Below are 13,858 nucleotides of genomic sequence, written 5' to 3' on the forward strand. Positions count from 1 at the left end.
GATAATACGCAAGTTATTAGCGCTAATTTGGACGGGAAACATGGGTGAATACCTGCTGTTGCTGGTGGCAACGGTATTAGTGAACAATTTCGTGCTGGTTAAGTTTCTTGGCTTATGCCCATTTATGGGGGTATCCAACAAGCTTGAAACAGCTGTGGGTATGTCGGCTGCGACCACTTTCGTGTTAACCCTTGCGTCGGTCTGTTCGTACCTGGTGAATCACTATTTGCTATTACCGCTCGACTTGATGGCCTTGCAAACCCTCAGTTTTATTTTGGTGATTGCGGTTGTGGTGCAATTTACCGAAATGGTGGTGCACAAAACCAGTCCAACCCTTTATCGCTTGCTCGGCATTTTTCTGCCCTTGATCACCACCAATTGCGCGGTGTTAGGTGTAGCTTTGCTGAACATCAATGAGCAGCACAATTTTATTGAATCTATTATTTACGGCCTTGGTGCAGCACTCGGCTTTTCACTGGTGTTGATTCTGTTCTCGGCATTACGTGAGCGCTTAGCCGCCGCTGATGTGCCCTTGCCTTTCAAAGGTGCCGCGGTGGGCATGATCACCGCTGGCCTCATGTCGCTTGCGTTTATGGGCTTTAGTGGTTTGGTGACCTTGTCATGAGTTTAGTTTCAGCTCTCATTGCCATTGGTGTACTTGCCCTCGTCTTCGGCCTTGTGCTGGGATTTGCAGCAGTGCGCTTTAAAGTTGAAAGCGATCCAATCGTTGACCAAATCGATGCGATTCTGCCACAAACACAATGTGGCCAGTGCGGCTATCCAGGCTGTCGTCCGTATGCCGAAGCCATCGCGAATGGCGACGATATCAACAAGTGCCCGCCAGGCGGTGAAGCGACCATTAAAGCGCTGGCCGATTTAATGGGTGTCGAAGCGAAGCCACTGGATGCTGCGCACGGCGAAGAAGACGTCAAAAAAGTAGCTGTCATTCGCGAAGATGAATGTATTGGTTGTACTAAATGTATCCAAGCCTGCCCGGTCGACGCTATTTTAGGTGCGGCAAAACAAATGCATACCGTCATAGCCCATGAATGCACCGGCTGTGACCTGTGTGTTGAGCCCTGCCCAGTCGACTGTATTGATATGGTTCCAGTGCCTACGCGCCCGGAAAACTGGCAATGGGATTTAGAGCAAATCCCCGTGCAAATTGTGGAGGCTAAGTAGTATGTCCTCAAGCGCGAACATCAAAGCCATTGAAGCAGGCCAGATCTGGTCGTTCCCCGGTGGTATCCACCCACCTGAGCGCAAAGAATTATCCAATCAAGCGGCGATTGCCGACATGCCGTTGGCAGACAATTATATTGTGCCAATCAAACAGCATTCGGGCGCCGCAGGTGAAATCTGCGTTGCTGTAGGCGAACGTGTATTGCGCGGCCAGCAGCTTACGAAAAGTGGCGTGAGCATGGGCTTACCGGTCCACGCACCAACCTCTGGGACGGTGACTGCCATTGGGCCCGGACGTATTGCCCACCCTTCTGGCATGGCCGACATTGTCGTGCGCATTGCCGCAGACGGCAAAGATGAGAGTATCAGCCATACCGGGCTGACCGATTACGAACAGGTCGCGCGTGCCGATTTACTGGAACGTATTCGTTGCGCAGGCATCGCTGGCCTTGGTGGTGCAGGCTTTCCAACTGCGCAAAAGTTAGCGCTGCAGCGTCCGATTGATTACCTCATCATTAATGGTGTCGAGTGCGAACCATACATCAGTGCTGATGATCGCTTGATGCGTGAGCAAGCCGAGACCATCTTAGACGGATCGAAAATATTGCTGCATTTAGCAGATGCGAAGAAAGGTCTGGTCGCAATTGAGGACAATAAACCCGAAGCCATTGCGGCTTTTAAAGAAGTATTAGAAGACTACCCGCAATTCAGCTTGCGCGTGGTACCCACCAAGTATCCGTCGGGTGGCGAAAAACAACTCATACAACTCTTAACCGGACGCCAAGTACCGAGTCGCGGTTTGCCCATCGATATTGGCTTGCTGATGCAGAACGTGGGGACCGCTTTTGCGGTAAGCCGCGCCATTCGACACGGGGAACCCCTAACGCAACGCGTGGTGACGGTTACCGGCGAGGCTGTACGACGCCCAGGAAACTATTGGGTTCGCATCGGTACGCCGGTCGGAGAAGTTCTGCGCGAAGCCGGCTTTGCCCGCGAAAACGACGAGCAACGTATTATCATGGGCGGCCCTATGATGGGCTTCACCCTACCCGATACCGATGTGCCAGTCGTTAAAATTACCAACTGCTTACTACTGCCGAGTGTCAGCGAACTAGCGCCAGCGCAACAAGAAATGCCTTGTATTCGTTGTGGTGCTTGTGCGGATGTCTGCCCGGCTCAACTACTCCCACAACAACTTCAGTGGTTAGCCAAGGCCAAAGATTACGACGGACTTGAGCAACAGAACCTATTTGACTGTATTGAATGTGGCGCTTGCGCTTATGTTTGCCCAAGCGAAATTCCGCTCGTGCACTACTATCGAAAAGCGAAAGCGGAAGTGCGCAATATGGCGCGCGAAAAAGCCAAAGCTGAAATAGCGCGCGAACGGTTCGAAGCACGACAAGAGCGCTTAGAACGCGAGAAAGAAGAGCGTTTAGAACGTCATCGCAAAGCCGCTGAAGCACGCAAGAAAGCACAGGCCGAGCAGGTAAAAGCTGGCGGTGAAAACCCACAAGATGCCGTTCAGGCTGCTATCGCCCGCGCTAAAGCGCGCAAAGCTGCACAACAAAAAGCTGCAGCAGAGCAGTCCAAAAACGAAACCGAGAATGAAACCAAGAATGGAGAGAACAACGCATGACCTTTAAGTTAGCAGCCTCTCCGCATAGTCATCAGCGCCGCACCACGCAGCAGGTCATGCGTTGGGTTTACCTGGCGCTGATCCCTGGTGTCATCGCATTGATTTACTTTTTTGGTTGGGGCGTAGTGTGGCAACTCGGCTTAGCCATCATCACCGCTTGGGGGGCTGAGGCGGCCTGCATGGGCTTGCGTGGACGTCCGATTGGCTTTGCTTGGCGCGACCATACCGCACTAGTGACTGCGATATTATTGGCCATCAGTATTCCGGGCTTGGCGCCATGGTGGTTGATCGTTATCGGTACCGCCTTTTCAATTGTGGTGGTGAAGCATGTGTATGGCGGCGTGGGGCAAAATATCTTTAATCCTGCAATGGCCGGTTATGTGCTGCTGCTGATCAGCTTTCCAGTGCAGATGACCAGTTGGCCGTTACCGCAAGAAATCAGCCAATTCGATCTTAGTTTTATGGACAGTGCATCGGTGATCTTCACGGGTTTCACTCCAGCAGGTTACAACCTCGAGCAATTACGTATGGGTGCTGACGGCTTGACGATGGCCACCCCACTCGACAGCCTGCGTACCGCGTTGAATCATCAATTAACCATGAGCGAAGCACTGCAGCAGCCTATTTTTGGTGACCTTGCCGGACTTGGCTGGCAATGGGTCAACATTGCCTTCTTGCTGGGCGGTCTCGTGCTGTTGAAACAACGTATTATTAGCTGGCACATCCCTGGCGGCATGCTGCTAGGCCTCTTGATTCCAGCCACCCTCGCATGGATGTTTGCACCCGACCAGAGTGTCTCACCACTCATGCATTTATTGAGCGGCGCGACCATGCTGGGCGCGTTCTTTATCGCCACCGATCCTGTCACAGCAGCAACATCGAATCGTGGGCGCTTATACTTTGGCTTGCTTATTGGTTTTATCGTATTCGCGATTCGGACTTGGGGTGGCTACCCCGACGCAGTCGCTTTCGCCGTGCTGCTTGCCAACATGACGGTGCCGATCATCGATAAATACACCCAGCCGGTCGCTTACGGTCACGGAGGTCGCTCATGATTGCGAAGAGTATGCAACGCAATGGTTTGATCCTCGCCGCCTTTGCAATCGTCGCAACACTACTGGTGATGCTGACGGCACGCCTCACTGCCGAACCCATTGCACGTGAAGAGCAACGTGAGTTACTTCAGGTATTGAACCAATTATTACCTACCGAATTACACGATAACGACCTCTATGCCTCGTGTCGTTTAATCGAGCACGACGCCCTAGCAAGCGAAGCGACGCCCATGTACCTTGCGACACTCAATGGCGAGCCGACTGCCGCCGGCATTGAGGTGGTCGCTCCGAATGGCTATTCGGGTAACATTCGTCTGCTCGTTGCAATTCGTTGGGATGGCAATGTGGCGGGTGTACGTACGCTGAAACACCAAGAAACCCCCGGGCTTGGTGACAAAATCGAGATCCGTAAAAGTGACTGGATCACCAGGTTTAACGGCATGACCGTGCAAGGCAGCGACGACTCACGCTGGGCTGTCAAACGTGACGGCGGCGTGTTCGACCAGTTCACCGGCGCCACGATTACCCCGCGCGCTGTGGTGCAAGCCGTCGCACGCGCTGTTCAAACCTTCAAAGCAAACAAGCAAGAGTGGGCGCAACAACCTACCAATTGTGGAGGTGCCGCATGAATTACAAAGAAATCACCTGGAACGGCCTATGGGAAAACAACCCAGCGCTGGTGCAGCTCTTAGGCTTGTGTCCGCTGTTGGCAGTAACGGCGACCGTAACCAATGCACTGGGGCTGGGTCTAGCGACCTTATTGGTATTGGTCGGCTCAAACATTACCGTCTCTCTGGTACGCGAATGGGTGCCTAAGGAAATTCGGATTCCGGTATTCGTGATGGTCATCGCGACCTTTGTCACCGTGATCCAACTGTTAATGAATGCCTACGTGTACGGCCTCTATCAGTCACTCGGTATCTTTATCCCGTTGATTGTTACCAACTGTGCCATCATTGGTCGCGCCGAAGCCTTTGCCTCAAAGAACCCTTGGCAACGCGCCGCGTACGACGGGTTAATGATGGGAATTGGTTTTACCTTGGTGTTGATAGTCCTAGGCGGCATTCGTGAAGTTATCGGTAACGGAACCCTGTTCGATGGTGCTGACCTACTGCTCGGTGACTGGGCCGCTGCTTTGCGCATCGAGATTTTCGCGGTCGACTACCCATTACTGCTCGCGATTTTGCCACCGGGTGCCTTTATTGCCATGGGCTTTATTATTGCCGGTAAAAACTGGATTGATCATTACCGCGAACAACGCGCGGCTAAACCCGTGAAAGAAGTCACACGCGCGCGCGTTACTTCTCAATAAGAGCGCTCATGAAGAACGCCAATAGATAAAATTATGAACAAACAAAAACGCATTGAAATTCTTACGCGCTTGCGTGAAAACAATCCAAATCCCACCACAGAGCTCGAGTACAACTCGAGCTTTGAGCTTTTAATTGCTGTGTTGCTATCGGCGCAAGCAACCGATGTGGGAGTCAACAAAGCCACACGTAAGTTATTCCCCGCAGCGAATACTCCTGCGGCAATGCTTGCGCTTGGCGTGGATGGGGTAAAAGACTATATCAAGACTATCGGTTTATTTAATTCCAAAGCAGAGAACGTAATTAAGACCTGTGAGATCTTGGTCAACCAATACGACGGCGAAGTCCCAGAAAACCGTGAAGCCCTTGAGGCTCTGCCCGGCGTCGGACGCAAGACCGCCAACGTGGTACTCAATACCGCGTTCGGGTGGCCGACGATTGCTGTCGACACCCATATCTTCCGCGTTTCGAACCGTACCAAGTTTGCCCCTGGTAAAACCGTGCGCGCGGTTGAAGATAAGCTAGAAAAAGTGATCCCAGCCGAGTTCAAAGTCGACGCTCATCACTGGTTTATTTTGCACGGCCGCTATACTTGCATTGCGCGCAAGCCACGCTGCGGCAGTTGCATTATTGAAGATTTATGCGAATTTAAAGACAAGACCTCAGACGAGTAAGGAGTACGACCATGAGAATGTTACACACCATGTTACGTGTAGGCGATTTAGACCGTTCCATCAAGTTCTACACTGAACTAATGGGCATGAAATTACTACGTCAAGCCGACAACGAAGAGTACAAATACACCCTTGCTTTCGTCGGTTATGGCGACGAAAAGGACCACACCGTACTCGAGCTAACCTACAACTGGGGTAAAAGTAAGTATGACATGGGCGAAGCTTATGGCCATATCGCCATAGGTGTCGAAGATATCTATGGTTTATGCGAAGAGCTCGAAGCCAAAGGCGCAGACGTCTATCGTAAACCTGGACCGGTAAAAGGCGGGAAAACCGTGATTGCATTTGTTCGCGATCCAGACGGCTACGCCATCGAACTTATTGAACGTAAAGCAAGCGACGATCTATGAGTGATTCAGACGCAAGTCTAATGAAACAACGCTTTCGCGGTTACTTGCCGGTGGTCATCGATGTCGAGACCGCCGGCTTTAACTCGAAAACCGATGCCCTATTGGAAATCGCGGCAGTGACGTTGAAGTTCGACGACGAAGGTTGGCTTCATCCAGATCAAACCTTCCACTACCATGTCGATCCGTTTGAAGGTGCCAACATCGAGCAAGCAGCACTCGACTTTAACGGCATCGATCCTGACTCACCGTTACGCGGTGCGGTACCAGAAGAAGAAGCCATGAAGGAGATCTTCAAGCCGATCCGCAAAGCACAGAAAGACGCTGGCTGCCAACGCTCCGTCTTGGTCGGCCACAATGCGACCTTCGATCATGGTTTTGTTATGGCTGCCGCTGAACGCGCAAATCTAAAACGCAATCCGTTTCATCCGTTTGTCACCTTTGATACCGCTGCCCTCGCGGCCTTAACCCTCGGCCAAACAGTGCTTATCAAAGCCTGCCAAGCCGCTGGTATCGCTTTTGACAGTAAAGAAGCTCATTCAGCCGTGTATGACACTGAACGCACGGCAGAATTGTTTTGTTGGATGGTCAACCGCTATAAAAACCTCGGTGGCTGGCCGCTCGTTTCCTCATCGATTGAAACATCTCTAAAGGAAGACTAAGTTGAAATACCCTGTAAGCCTTGCTGCCGCGATGGTAGCTGTTGTTGGTTTTGCACCGAGCGCACACGCTGAAATCCTCTGGCAAGACGTTAGCCTCACCTATTTGAATGGTAGCAATTACGAAGTCGGCGACAGCGACCGCCAAGTGCTCACTTTTGAACACGCTGCCGGCCACAGTTGGGGCGACTCGTTCCTCTTTGTTGACCGCTTGGATTCTGATGACGGTTTCACCGAAACCTATGCCGAATTGTCGCCACGCTTTAACGTCATGAACTTCAGCGAGGACAACTTTTTCAGCGGTGTTTACGTCGCCACAACCTGGGAAATCGGCGATGGCTTCGATAACTATCTGCTAGGTCTAGGCACTGATTTGCGCTTACCGGGCTTCGACTTCTTCCAACTGAACGGCTATCGCCGCAGCAATGAGTTCTACGAAAGCAACTACCAGCTGACCGCTGCATGGGGCTTACCTTTAGCTGGCAATTTTTATTACGACGGCTTTTTAGATTGGTCTTCGGCAAGCACAGGCCACGCCGCCGAAATGAACTTCACCTCACAGCTCAAATACAACTTAGGCCCAGCGCTTGGTTACAGCAACCGTTTCTACGTTGGCGTAGAATATGCGCACTGGAACAATAAATTTGGCATTGACGGCGTTGATGAACGTAATTTAAATTTGTTGCTTAAGGTTCACTTTTAACGTTCTCGACCAATAACAACAATAAGGACACGCCATGGACGCAACGACACCGGTTTACTCAGGTTGGCAAGCACGCGTACCGCAATTTCTTGCCATTATTATCGTTGCGACCATGGTGTGGTCTTACATCAATCCAGCAGATATCACCGTCTGGTGGGCCGAAATGATTCCTATCATGGCCATATTTGCAGGGCTAATCGCAACCTACCGCGCATTTCGCTTCAGTAACACCGCGTATGTACTCATGAGTGTATTGCTGATCATGCACACCATCGGCGCCCACTACACCTTTGCCAACGTGCCATTTGACTGGGTAACCAATACCTTTGACTTCGAGCGTAACCACTACGACCGCATCGCCCATTTCAGTGTTGGCTTTTACGCCTATGCTGCCGCCGAGCTCCTCGTACGCAAACAGTGGGCACGCCCTGTCACTGCCATGTTCTTCGGCCTGTTTTTTATCATGGCGGTCGCCGCCGCATACGAAATCATCGAATGGCAATTTGCCGTGATTGAAGGCGGTGATGCTGGCATCGAGTTTCTCGGCTCCCAAGGCGACGTTTGGGATGCACAGAAAGACATGCTCGCTGATACGCTCGGTGCCGTTGTCGCCTTGGTCGTGTTTACGTTCTCGCGCTGGAACCGCAATTAAAAGTTTGAGGCCGCAGACTACTTCTCAGCGGCCTCAATTTCTTGAATCTTCTTCCACAGCTCATCAGCTTCTTGGCTAATGTGAGAGCTACCACGGATATCTCCGTTACGCTGCATTTCCATAGCCTTCTTTTGTAGTTGCTCTAACTCTTTGCGCATTTTCTTAGTTGGGCTCGACTTAAACAATCCAAACATCTTCGTCACTCATTTAGTAGGGTTTGAGTGTGGTACGGATATATAGCTAAAACGGTTTCAGGCTGAGGGGATTATTAGCCAAACTCAATCGTTTCAACATTATCAAGGTGCAAACGACGCTCTGCATGCCATAGATCATAGTTGTGCTGCATCGCTAACCAACTTTCTGGGCTTCGCCCAAGTGCTTTTGCAAGTCGCAACGCCATTTCTGGACTGACGCTACTTTGACACTTTAGAATCCGGTTCAATGTCGATGGTGCAACATCAAGCTTCTGGGCCAGAAATCTGCAACTTATATTGTACGGCTCCATGTAGGTCGCTTTAATAAACTCTCCGGGGTGAGCAGGATTGTGCATCGTCATTAGTGATAATCCTCATAATCAAGCAAATAAACATTCCCAGACCTGAACTCGAAAGTTAACCGCCAGCTACCGCTAACTGAAATAGACCAACGATTCGATTGCTTGCCTTTCAATCGATGCAAGCGATACCCAGGTAGCTGCAGGTCTGTAACTTTCATGGCAGTATCCAAAGCCACAAGCTGCATGCGTAATTTCGACGCATGTTTCGGTTGAATACCGAGAGTCCTACCTGTTCGGTAAAACGCCTCTAGGCCTTTATGCTTTATTGAGAGGATCATAGACAATTGTTTCGCATTGCGCAACACGCACTTATGTGTTCAGTTGCATTTATTGAGAATTTTCAGTTTATGGAACTAGCTTATGTACTGAAATAGGCGTAAATGTTCACTTGAAATGCGATAAATCTCATCTTTCTGTAAACCTCTCGGTGCGAAAGAACGTCAAACCCTCAAACTAACAAAAAAATAGGCACCATTATGAAGCTTCGTTTCGCCCTCATTGCCCTACCCCTTCTTGCTCCAATACATGCAGCACAGGCGACCAGTTCACTTGATGAGCATCAGCGCAAGGCCGACCGTATCGAACAGGGATTAACTCCGATCTATTCCATTGCTGGCGAAACGCCAAAGCATAGCATTCAAGACTTTATGAACCGCGATAACATTCCTGGTCTGAGCATTACGTTTATTGATCAAGGCCAAATTGCGTGGGCACGTACCTATGGTTTTGCTGATCTCGCGGCGCAAACACCGGTAACCACAGACACCGTATTTACCGCCGCATCCGTCAGTAAGCCCGTGTCAGGTACCGCAGCACTGGCCTTGGTCGATCAGGGTATTATCGACTTAGATACTGACGTTAACCGCTACTTAGAAGGCTGGAAAGTTCCTGAAAATGAATATACGCAAGACGAAAAGGTCACCTTACGGCGCCTATTGAGCCACACCGCTGGCTTTAACCGCTATTTCCACTCGCGTTATGCGCCGGGTGTGCAGCGCCCCACCGTCGAACAAATGCTCAGCGGCGAGGCTCCGTCAAAAGATCGTGGTGCGAAACTCATTTACGTGCCTGGTGCAGGCAATAAATATTCCAACCCTGGCTACTTAGTGGTTGAAGAGCTCGTTACCGATGTTACCGAGCAGCCCTTTGAAGAAGTTTTGGATGAACTGGTGTTTCAACCTGCGGGAATGCAAAGCAGCTCTTTTGCTCAGCCTATTGGCGACGACTTAGCAGCGCGCAAAGCCACGGGCTACTCCGCCAATGGTAAACCGTACCCGTATGCAGCTTATGCCTTCAAAGCACTCGGCGGCCTGTGGACCACACCAAACGATCTCGGTCGCTGGCTCATTACCCTACTCAATGACCACCACACTGGCGACGCTACCCTGCTATCACAAGAGCTCACCCAGCAAGTCTTCAATGAGCAAGGCGAGCGTTTTATCTTCTCGTTGTGGGCGTGGAAAGACGACGTCGTATTTCGCCACACCGGCCATAACCCAGGGTTCACATCATTTGTTTTTGGCTCCGTCGACAAGCAACAAGCGCTAATCGTCATGTCCAACAGCGATAACACTCAAGATCTCTTCGATCATTTGCAGCGCGCAGTCGCCGACACCTACCAATGGGATTACTTCCGCTCGGAGGTATTCGACGTGTATGAAGGTGACACCATTGATCGCCGTAAAGCATCGCTGCAATACGACTGGAACGGTCAGTATGTGAATTTCAGCGAAGAAAAGACCGGCTTTTACATGCAAATCAATAACGAGCGCTTTTTATTAACGCCAATCGCAGCCAATGAGTTTCTTGCCGAAGAAAAGTCGATCAAAGTCGTTTTCGACGAAGACAACCTCGAGCAGGTTATTATTTGGCAAGCAAATGGCGATAGAACTAGCGCACAGCGCATGTAAAACCCGACGTTCAGGGAGTAATGGCGTTGAGTTGCTCTACCAGCCGATGTACCTCAGCCACCACCAGCTCAGGTTCATCGCGTTGCGGAAAGTGGTAGCTGTTGTCGGTGAGCACCGCACGCCCTTGTGGAAAGGCTTCAGCCCAGTCTTTGTGGAGCTGCCCCCACATTGCACGTGCCTCATCGGTGAAAAATAATAGCGGCGGATCGTCGTAGGTTTTGACCGACGCTATTACCGAGACGGGAATATCACCAATCTGCCCATAGTCAGGTAGCGGGCGTTTGGCCCAGAAATCGAGGTACTGATTCGACATACCGTTTCGCATATCATCGAGCTTCACCTGCGCGATCTCTTTTCCCGCTTGCTCGAGATCGATGGCGCGCATGATATCTACGTCATGTTCTGACGCCGGTTCAATCAACATCAGCGCTGCGATTCGCTCGGGATAGCGTGCAGCAAATACCCGAGCAATGTAGGCGCCATAGGAATGCGCCACGTACACAACCGGACCTTCGATCTTTAGTGCTTCAAGCAAGGCGAGTGCTTCTTCCGCGTATTCTTCTGAGCTGTAGTTCTTGCGAATCTGCGCGGAATTGCCGTTCCCCAAGCGCGAGTAACGAATCGTGCGATAAGTCTTGCCAAGCTCGTGATAAACAGGCTCCCAGTCCGACATACCAGCCGAACCACCGGCCTCGAGCAACAGCGTGACCTCGCCCTCGCCTTGGTCCTGATATTCCATGGCGTGACCATTGATGATGACGAACTGTGTTTCGTTCGCAGAAACAGGAAATGAGACCAATACAAGGCAGATAAAAGTGAAAGTTTTCATGGTGTTTAGCGCTTGTGAACGACGTGGCTTAGGTGTAGTTTCATGATAACGGATCCACCGCAACAAACCCAGAGAGGACGTTGATATGCCGGTTTATGCACTCAACCTTTTCGACATCGCCGACAAAGACGAATATCTTGCCTACGCGCGCCGTTCGGTGAAAGAAGTCACCTCCCACGGCGGCAAAGTCATTTCACTTGGCAAATTCAAAGAAGCCGCGCAAGGCGATATTACCCCGCGAACCGTAATGATTTTGGTGGAATGGGAATCCAAACAGGCATTCGACAGCTACTGCAACGACCCAGCCCTTGCCGATTTACATCCGCATCGCGAAAACGGCACCCAAAATTACATCTGGCATTTGTTTGATAAGCTCGATGACTTACGACCCTTGTTGAAGTAATGAGCAGCCAGCGTTTGGAGCATTCTATTCTGGCAGGCCCTCATATTCGGGGGCATTGCTCAGTTTAGCTTCCCATGTCGCTCGACTCGACGTAAAGAGATGCCCTGTTGGTTTCACCTTAACTTCTGTATCCAAACAGCCCGCCGGAACCACCAACAGCGCCTCGTTTTGCGTGTTCGGCAAAGCCGATCCACAGTGTTTGCAAAAGCTCTTGCTATGGCGCGATTGCGGCAGTGTAAAGGACGTCACTGCCTCTTGCCCCGCTTGCCAATTCAATTTTGCGGACTGTGAAAATAAGTTGGCCGCATGCGCCGATCCGGTATCTTTTTGACAGTGCTTGCAATGGCACAAAAAGAAACTGTCAAATTCGCCTTTAATTTCAAATCTTACGGTGCCGCAGAGGCATGAACCGCGATGCGTCGTCATTGGTTTTCCTTATTCGATTTATCTGGGAGTTTGAGCTCGTCCTGCTCCGCTTCTTCCGGGGTATTCATTTCCAACGGCTCGCCCTCATCGTTCTGCAATTGATAGTCGTACGCAGCTTGGAGGCCGGATTCATCTTCAGGAGCGCCACTCTCAAGCTCAGTACGCCCCGGATATAGTGGGGATAGCAGAGAAATAAAGATACCCGCTGCGGCAAACATTGCAAAGCTATCGGCGTAGCCAAATTTTCCAACAAATAGACCAATAATTGGCGAGCCTACGGCTTGACCCAGAGCACAAGCCACGAAGGCTAACACCGGTCCCACCGACAAATGCCCCGGCAACAGGCGAATGGCGGTCATCAAATAGAGTCCTGTAAGACTCATGTACGCCAAGCCGAAAATCATCGCTGAAAAGACCGCAAGATAAATTTGACCAGGACTCGCCGCCAATAAAGTCAAACTCGTCGTCAGCATCATCAGCATAAGGGCGTGCGTGATGGCGGGATTATTTCTATCGGCCAAGTCACTGATAATCGCCCCACCCAGTCCAGCAACACCAAGCGCGAGCCAAAGCCAACCACTTTGCTGCGATGATAGTGCGCCTAGGTTAATCGCCAAGTCCGGTCCAAAGGTCCAATACGCCGATGCAATAAAGCCCATAGCAAAGGCAAACAGGAACAAGCTAAACAATCGCCAACTTTGTCTTACCGTGATCTTAGGTGGCGGCGCGGCATCTGACGGGCGAACGCGTGAAACCGACGGTATGAGGTACCACGCAAGAAACACACCGACAATGGCAAACAGCGTGAACGAGAAATAGGCGTAGCGCCACGCACCGACAAGCAATACGACTGCAGGAACCGAGAGCGCGACACCAATACTGGTGCCCGCGTTCATCACAGAGCTTACACGCCCGTGGATCGAGCGATCAACCAAAGCCTGCATGGCAGCGGTAAGCGCCGGCATCATCAAGCCCGTGCAGATACCGCACGCCACCACACCAATAACAAGCAAAATGGGCCCTCTGGCTTGACTCACCAACGCCAAACCGACAACGGCAAAGGTTGCCGACAATACAGTGGTATTACGTGCACCAAAATATTTGGTCACCAGCGGCGCAACTAAACTGATAAGCACAAAACTAATCAGCGGCAGCGCCGCGATGGTACCAATTGTATTCGCGCTCAGCGCAAGATCTGCGCGAATCTGCGGCACAAACAAACCAAAGGCAAACCGCGCTAGGCCAAAACTTATCGCAATAAGTATGGCGCCAACCAGCGCAAAACGCATTCCTGAGACCTGTTGCATCGTATCGTCTCCCATCAATGGGCGGCGGATTTAAACTCGTTCTACCATCGTGAGTCGTAGTACAAGTCTAGGAGTCATTTGCAGGTTTCGAAAGCTTTGGCTACGACAGGAGACAGTCAAATTAAATAGGCAGCGAGTCAGAGGTAGGT

Annotated in this window: 19 protein-coding genes; 13 read left to right on the forward strand and 6 right to left on the reverse strand. The window is 51.1% G+C overall.

What is annotated here, in order from left to right:
* The first annotated feature begins 40 nt into the window (after nt 1-40).
* Genes rsxA through CWE21_RS02845 form a run of 11 tightly spaced genes read left to right on the forward strand, consistent with a single transcriptional unit; the run spans nt 41 to nt 8,278 of the window.
* The gene (gene rsxA / locus CWE21_RS02795) at nt 41-625 is read left to right on the forward strand and encodes an electron transport complex subunit RsxA (RefSeq protein ID WP_126832911.1); all 585 of its coding nucleotides are present in this window, start codon (nt 41-43) and stop codon (nt 623-625) included.
* On the forward strand, nt 622-1,182 hold the full coding sequence (rsxB, locus tag CWE21_RS02800; protein ID WP_126832913.1) for an electron transport complex subunit RsxB: 561 nt from the start codon (nt 622-624) through the stop codon (nt 1,180-1,182). Before rsxA ends, rsxB begins: the two co-directional genes overlap by 4 nt.
* 1 nt (nt 1,183) lies before the next feature.
* The gene (rsxC, locus tag CWE21_RS02805; protein ID WP_126832915.1) at nt 1,184-2,818 is read left to right on the forward strand and encodes an electron transport complex subunit RsxC; all 1,635 of its coding nucleotides are present in this window, start codon (nt 1,184-1,186) and stop codon (nt 2,816-2,818) included.
* A complete protein-coding gene (rsxD, locus tag CWE21_RS02810; RefSeq protein ID WP_126832917.1) occupies nt 2,815-3,873 on the forward strand; it encodes an electron transport complex subunit RsxD in 1,059 nt (352 codons plus the stop codon). The genes rsxC and rsxD overlap by 4 nt, the downstream gene beginning before the upstream one ends.
* The gene (rsxG, locus tag CWE21_RS02815; RefSeq protein ID WP_126832919.1) at nt 3,870-4,502 is read left to right on the forward strand and encodes an electron transport complex subunit RsxG; all 633 of its coding nucleotides are present in this window, start codon (nt 3,870-3,872) and stop codon (nt 4,500-4,502) included. The genes rsxD and rsxG overlap by 4 nt, the downstream gene beginning before the upstream one ends.
* Complete coding sequence (locus tag CWE21_RS02820) at nt 4,499-5,185, forward strand: electron transport complex subunit E (RefSeq protein WP_126832921.1); 687 nt, start codon at nt 4,499-4,501, stop codon at nt 5,183-5,185. The genes rsxG and CWE21_RS02820 overlap by 4 nt, the downstream gene beginning before the upstream one ends.
* 33 nt (nt 5,186-5,218) lie before the next feature.
* Nucleotides 5,219-5,857: an endonuclease III gene (nth, locus tag CWE21_RS02825; protein WP_126832923.1), complete on the forward strand. Its 639-nt coding sequence runs from the start codon at nt 5,219-5,221 to the stop codon at nt 5,855-5,857.
* 11 nt (nt 5,858-5,868) lie between these two features.
* Nucleotides 5,869-6,267 (forward strand): lactoylglutathione lyase, encoded by a 399-nt coding sequence (gene gloA, locus CWE21_RS02830; RefSeq protein WP_126832925.1) that lies wholly within the window; start codon nt 5,869-5,871, stop codon nt 6,265-6,267.
* The gene (rnt, locus tag CWE21_RS02835; protein ID WP_126832927.1) at nt 6,264-6,926 is read left to right on the forward strand and encodes a ribonuclease T; all 663 of its coding nucleotides are present in this window, start codon (nt 6,264-6,266) and stop codon (nt 6,924-6,926) included. The genes gloA and rnt overlap by 4 nt, the downstream gene beginning before the upstream one ends.
* A 1-nt stretch (nt 6,927) precedes the next feature.
* A complete protein-coding gene (locus CWE21_RS02840; protein WP_241970200.1) occupies nt 6,928-7,626 on the forward strand; it encodes an ion channel protein Tsx in 699 nt (232 codons plus the stop codon).
* A 34-nt stretch (nt 7,627-7,660) separates the two neighbouring features.
* A complete protein-coding gene (locus tag CWE21_RS02845; RefSeq protein WP_126832929.1) occupies nt 7,661-8,278 on the forward strand; it encodes a DUF2238 domain-containing protein in 618 nt (205 codons plus the stop codon).
* Between the two features lie 17 nt (nt 8,279-8,295).
* On the opposite strand, the gene CWE21_RS02850 is transcribed toward CWE21_RS02845, so the two are convergent.
* The 3 genes from CWE21_RS02850 to CWE21_RS02860 all read right to left on the reverse strand — a co-directional run bounded on the left by CWE21_RS02850 (nt 8,296) and on the right by CWE21_RS02860 (nt 9,112).
* Nucleotides 8,296-8,472: a DUF6435 family protein gene (locus CWE21_RS02850; RefSeq protein ID WP_126770719.1), complete on the reverse strand. Its 177-nt coding sequence runs from the start codon at nt 8,470-8,472 to the stop codon at nt 8,296-8,298.
* Between the two features lie 74 nt (nt 8,473-8,546).
* Nucleotides 8,547-8,834 carry a HigA family addiction module antitoxin gene (locus tag CWE21_RS02855; RefSeq protein WP_126832931.1) on the reverse strand — a complete coding sequence of 96 codons (288 nt, stop codon included), beginning with the start codon at nt 8,832-8,834 and terminating at the stop codon, nt 8,547-8,549.
* Nucleotides 8,834-9,112 carry a type II toxin-antitoxin system RelE/ParE family toxin gene (locus CWE21_RS02860; RefSeq protein ID WP_126832933.1) on the reverse strand — a complete coding sequence of 93 codons (279 nt, stop codon included), beginning with the start codon at nt 9,110-9,112 and terminating at the stop codon, nt 8,834-8,836. Before CWE21_RS02860 ends, CWE21_RS02855 begins: the two co-directional genes overlap by 1 nt.
* A gap of 198 nt (nt 9,113-9,310) precedes the next feature.
* Between CWE21_RS02860 and CWE21_RS02865 the strand changes: the two genes are divergently transcribed.
* Nucleotides 9,311-10,744: a serine hydrolase domain-containing protein gene (locus tag CWE21_RS02865; protein ID WP_126832935.1), complete on the forward strand. Its 1,434-nt coding sequence runs from the start codon at nt 9,311-9,313 to the stop codon at nt 10,742-10,744.
* A gap of 10 nt (nt 10,745-10,754) precedes the next feature.
* Here CWE21_RS02865 and CWE21_RS02870 read toward each other — a convergent pair whose 3' ends face one another.
* Nucleotides 10,755-11,573: an alpha/beta fold hydrolase gene (locus CWE21_RS02870; RefSeq protein ID WP_126832937.1), complete on the reverse strand. Its 819-nt coding sequence runs from the start codon at nt 11,571-11,573 to the stop codon at nt 10,755-10,757.
* Between the two features lie 85 nt (nt 11,574-11,658).
* Here CWE21_RS02870 and CWE21_RS02875 point away from each other — a divergent pair, with 85 nt between their 5' ends.
* Nucleotides 11,659-11,976, forward strand: coding sequence for a DUF1330 domain-containing protein (locus tag CWE21_RS02875; protein WP_126832939.1), 318 nt, complete (start codon nt 11,659-11,661; stop codon nt 11,974-11,976).
* Nucleotides 11,977-12,000: 24 nt separating this feature from the next.
* Here CWE21_RS02875 and CWE21_RS02880 read toward each other — a convergent pair whose 3' ends face one another.
* Together CWE21_RS02880 and CWE21_RS02885 are read right to left on the reverse strand one after the other, a co-directional pair.
* Complete coding sequence (locus CWE21_RS02880) at nt 12,001-12,402, reverse strand: GFA family protein (RefSeq protein WP_126832941.1); 402 nt, start codon at nt 12,400-12,402, stop codon at nt 12,001-12,003.
* Complete coding sequence (locus CWE21_RS02885; protein WP_126832943.1) at nt 12,399-13,709, reverse strand: MFS transporter; 1,311 nt, start codon at nt 13,707-13,709, stop codon at nt 12,399-12,401. The genes CWE21_RS02880 and CWE21_RS02885 overlap by 4 nt, the downstream gene beginning before the upstream one ends.
* Nucleotides 13,710-13,858 lie beyond the last annotated feature (149 nt).

This window comes from Pseudidiomarina aquimaris (assembly GCF_003987395.1).
In the GTDB taxonomy this organism is placed as follows: Bacteria; Pseudomonadota; Gammaproteobacteria; order Enterobacterales; family Alteromonadaceae; genus Pseudidiomarina; species Pseudidiomarina aquimaris.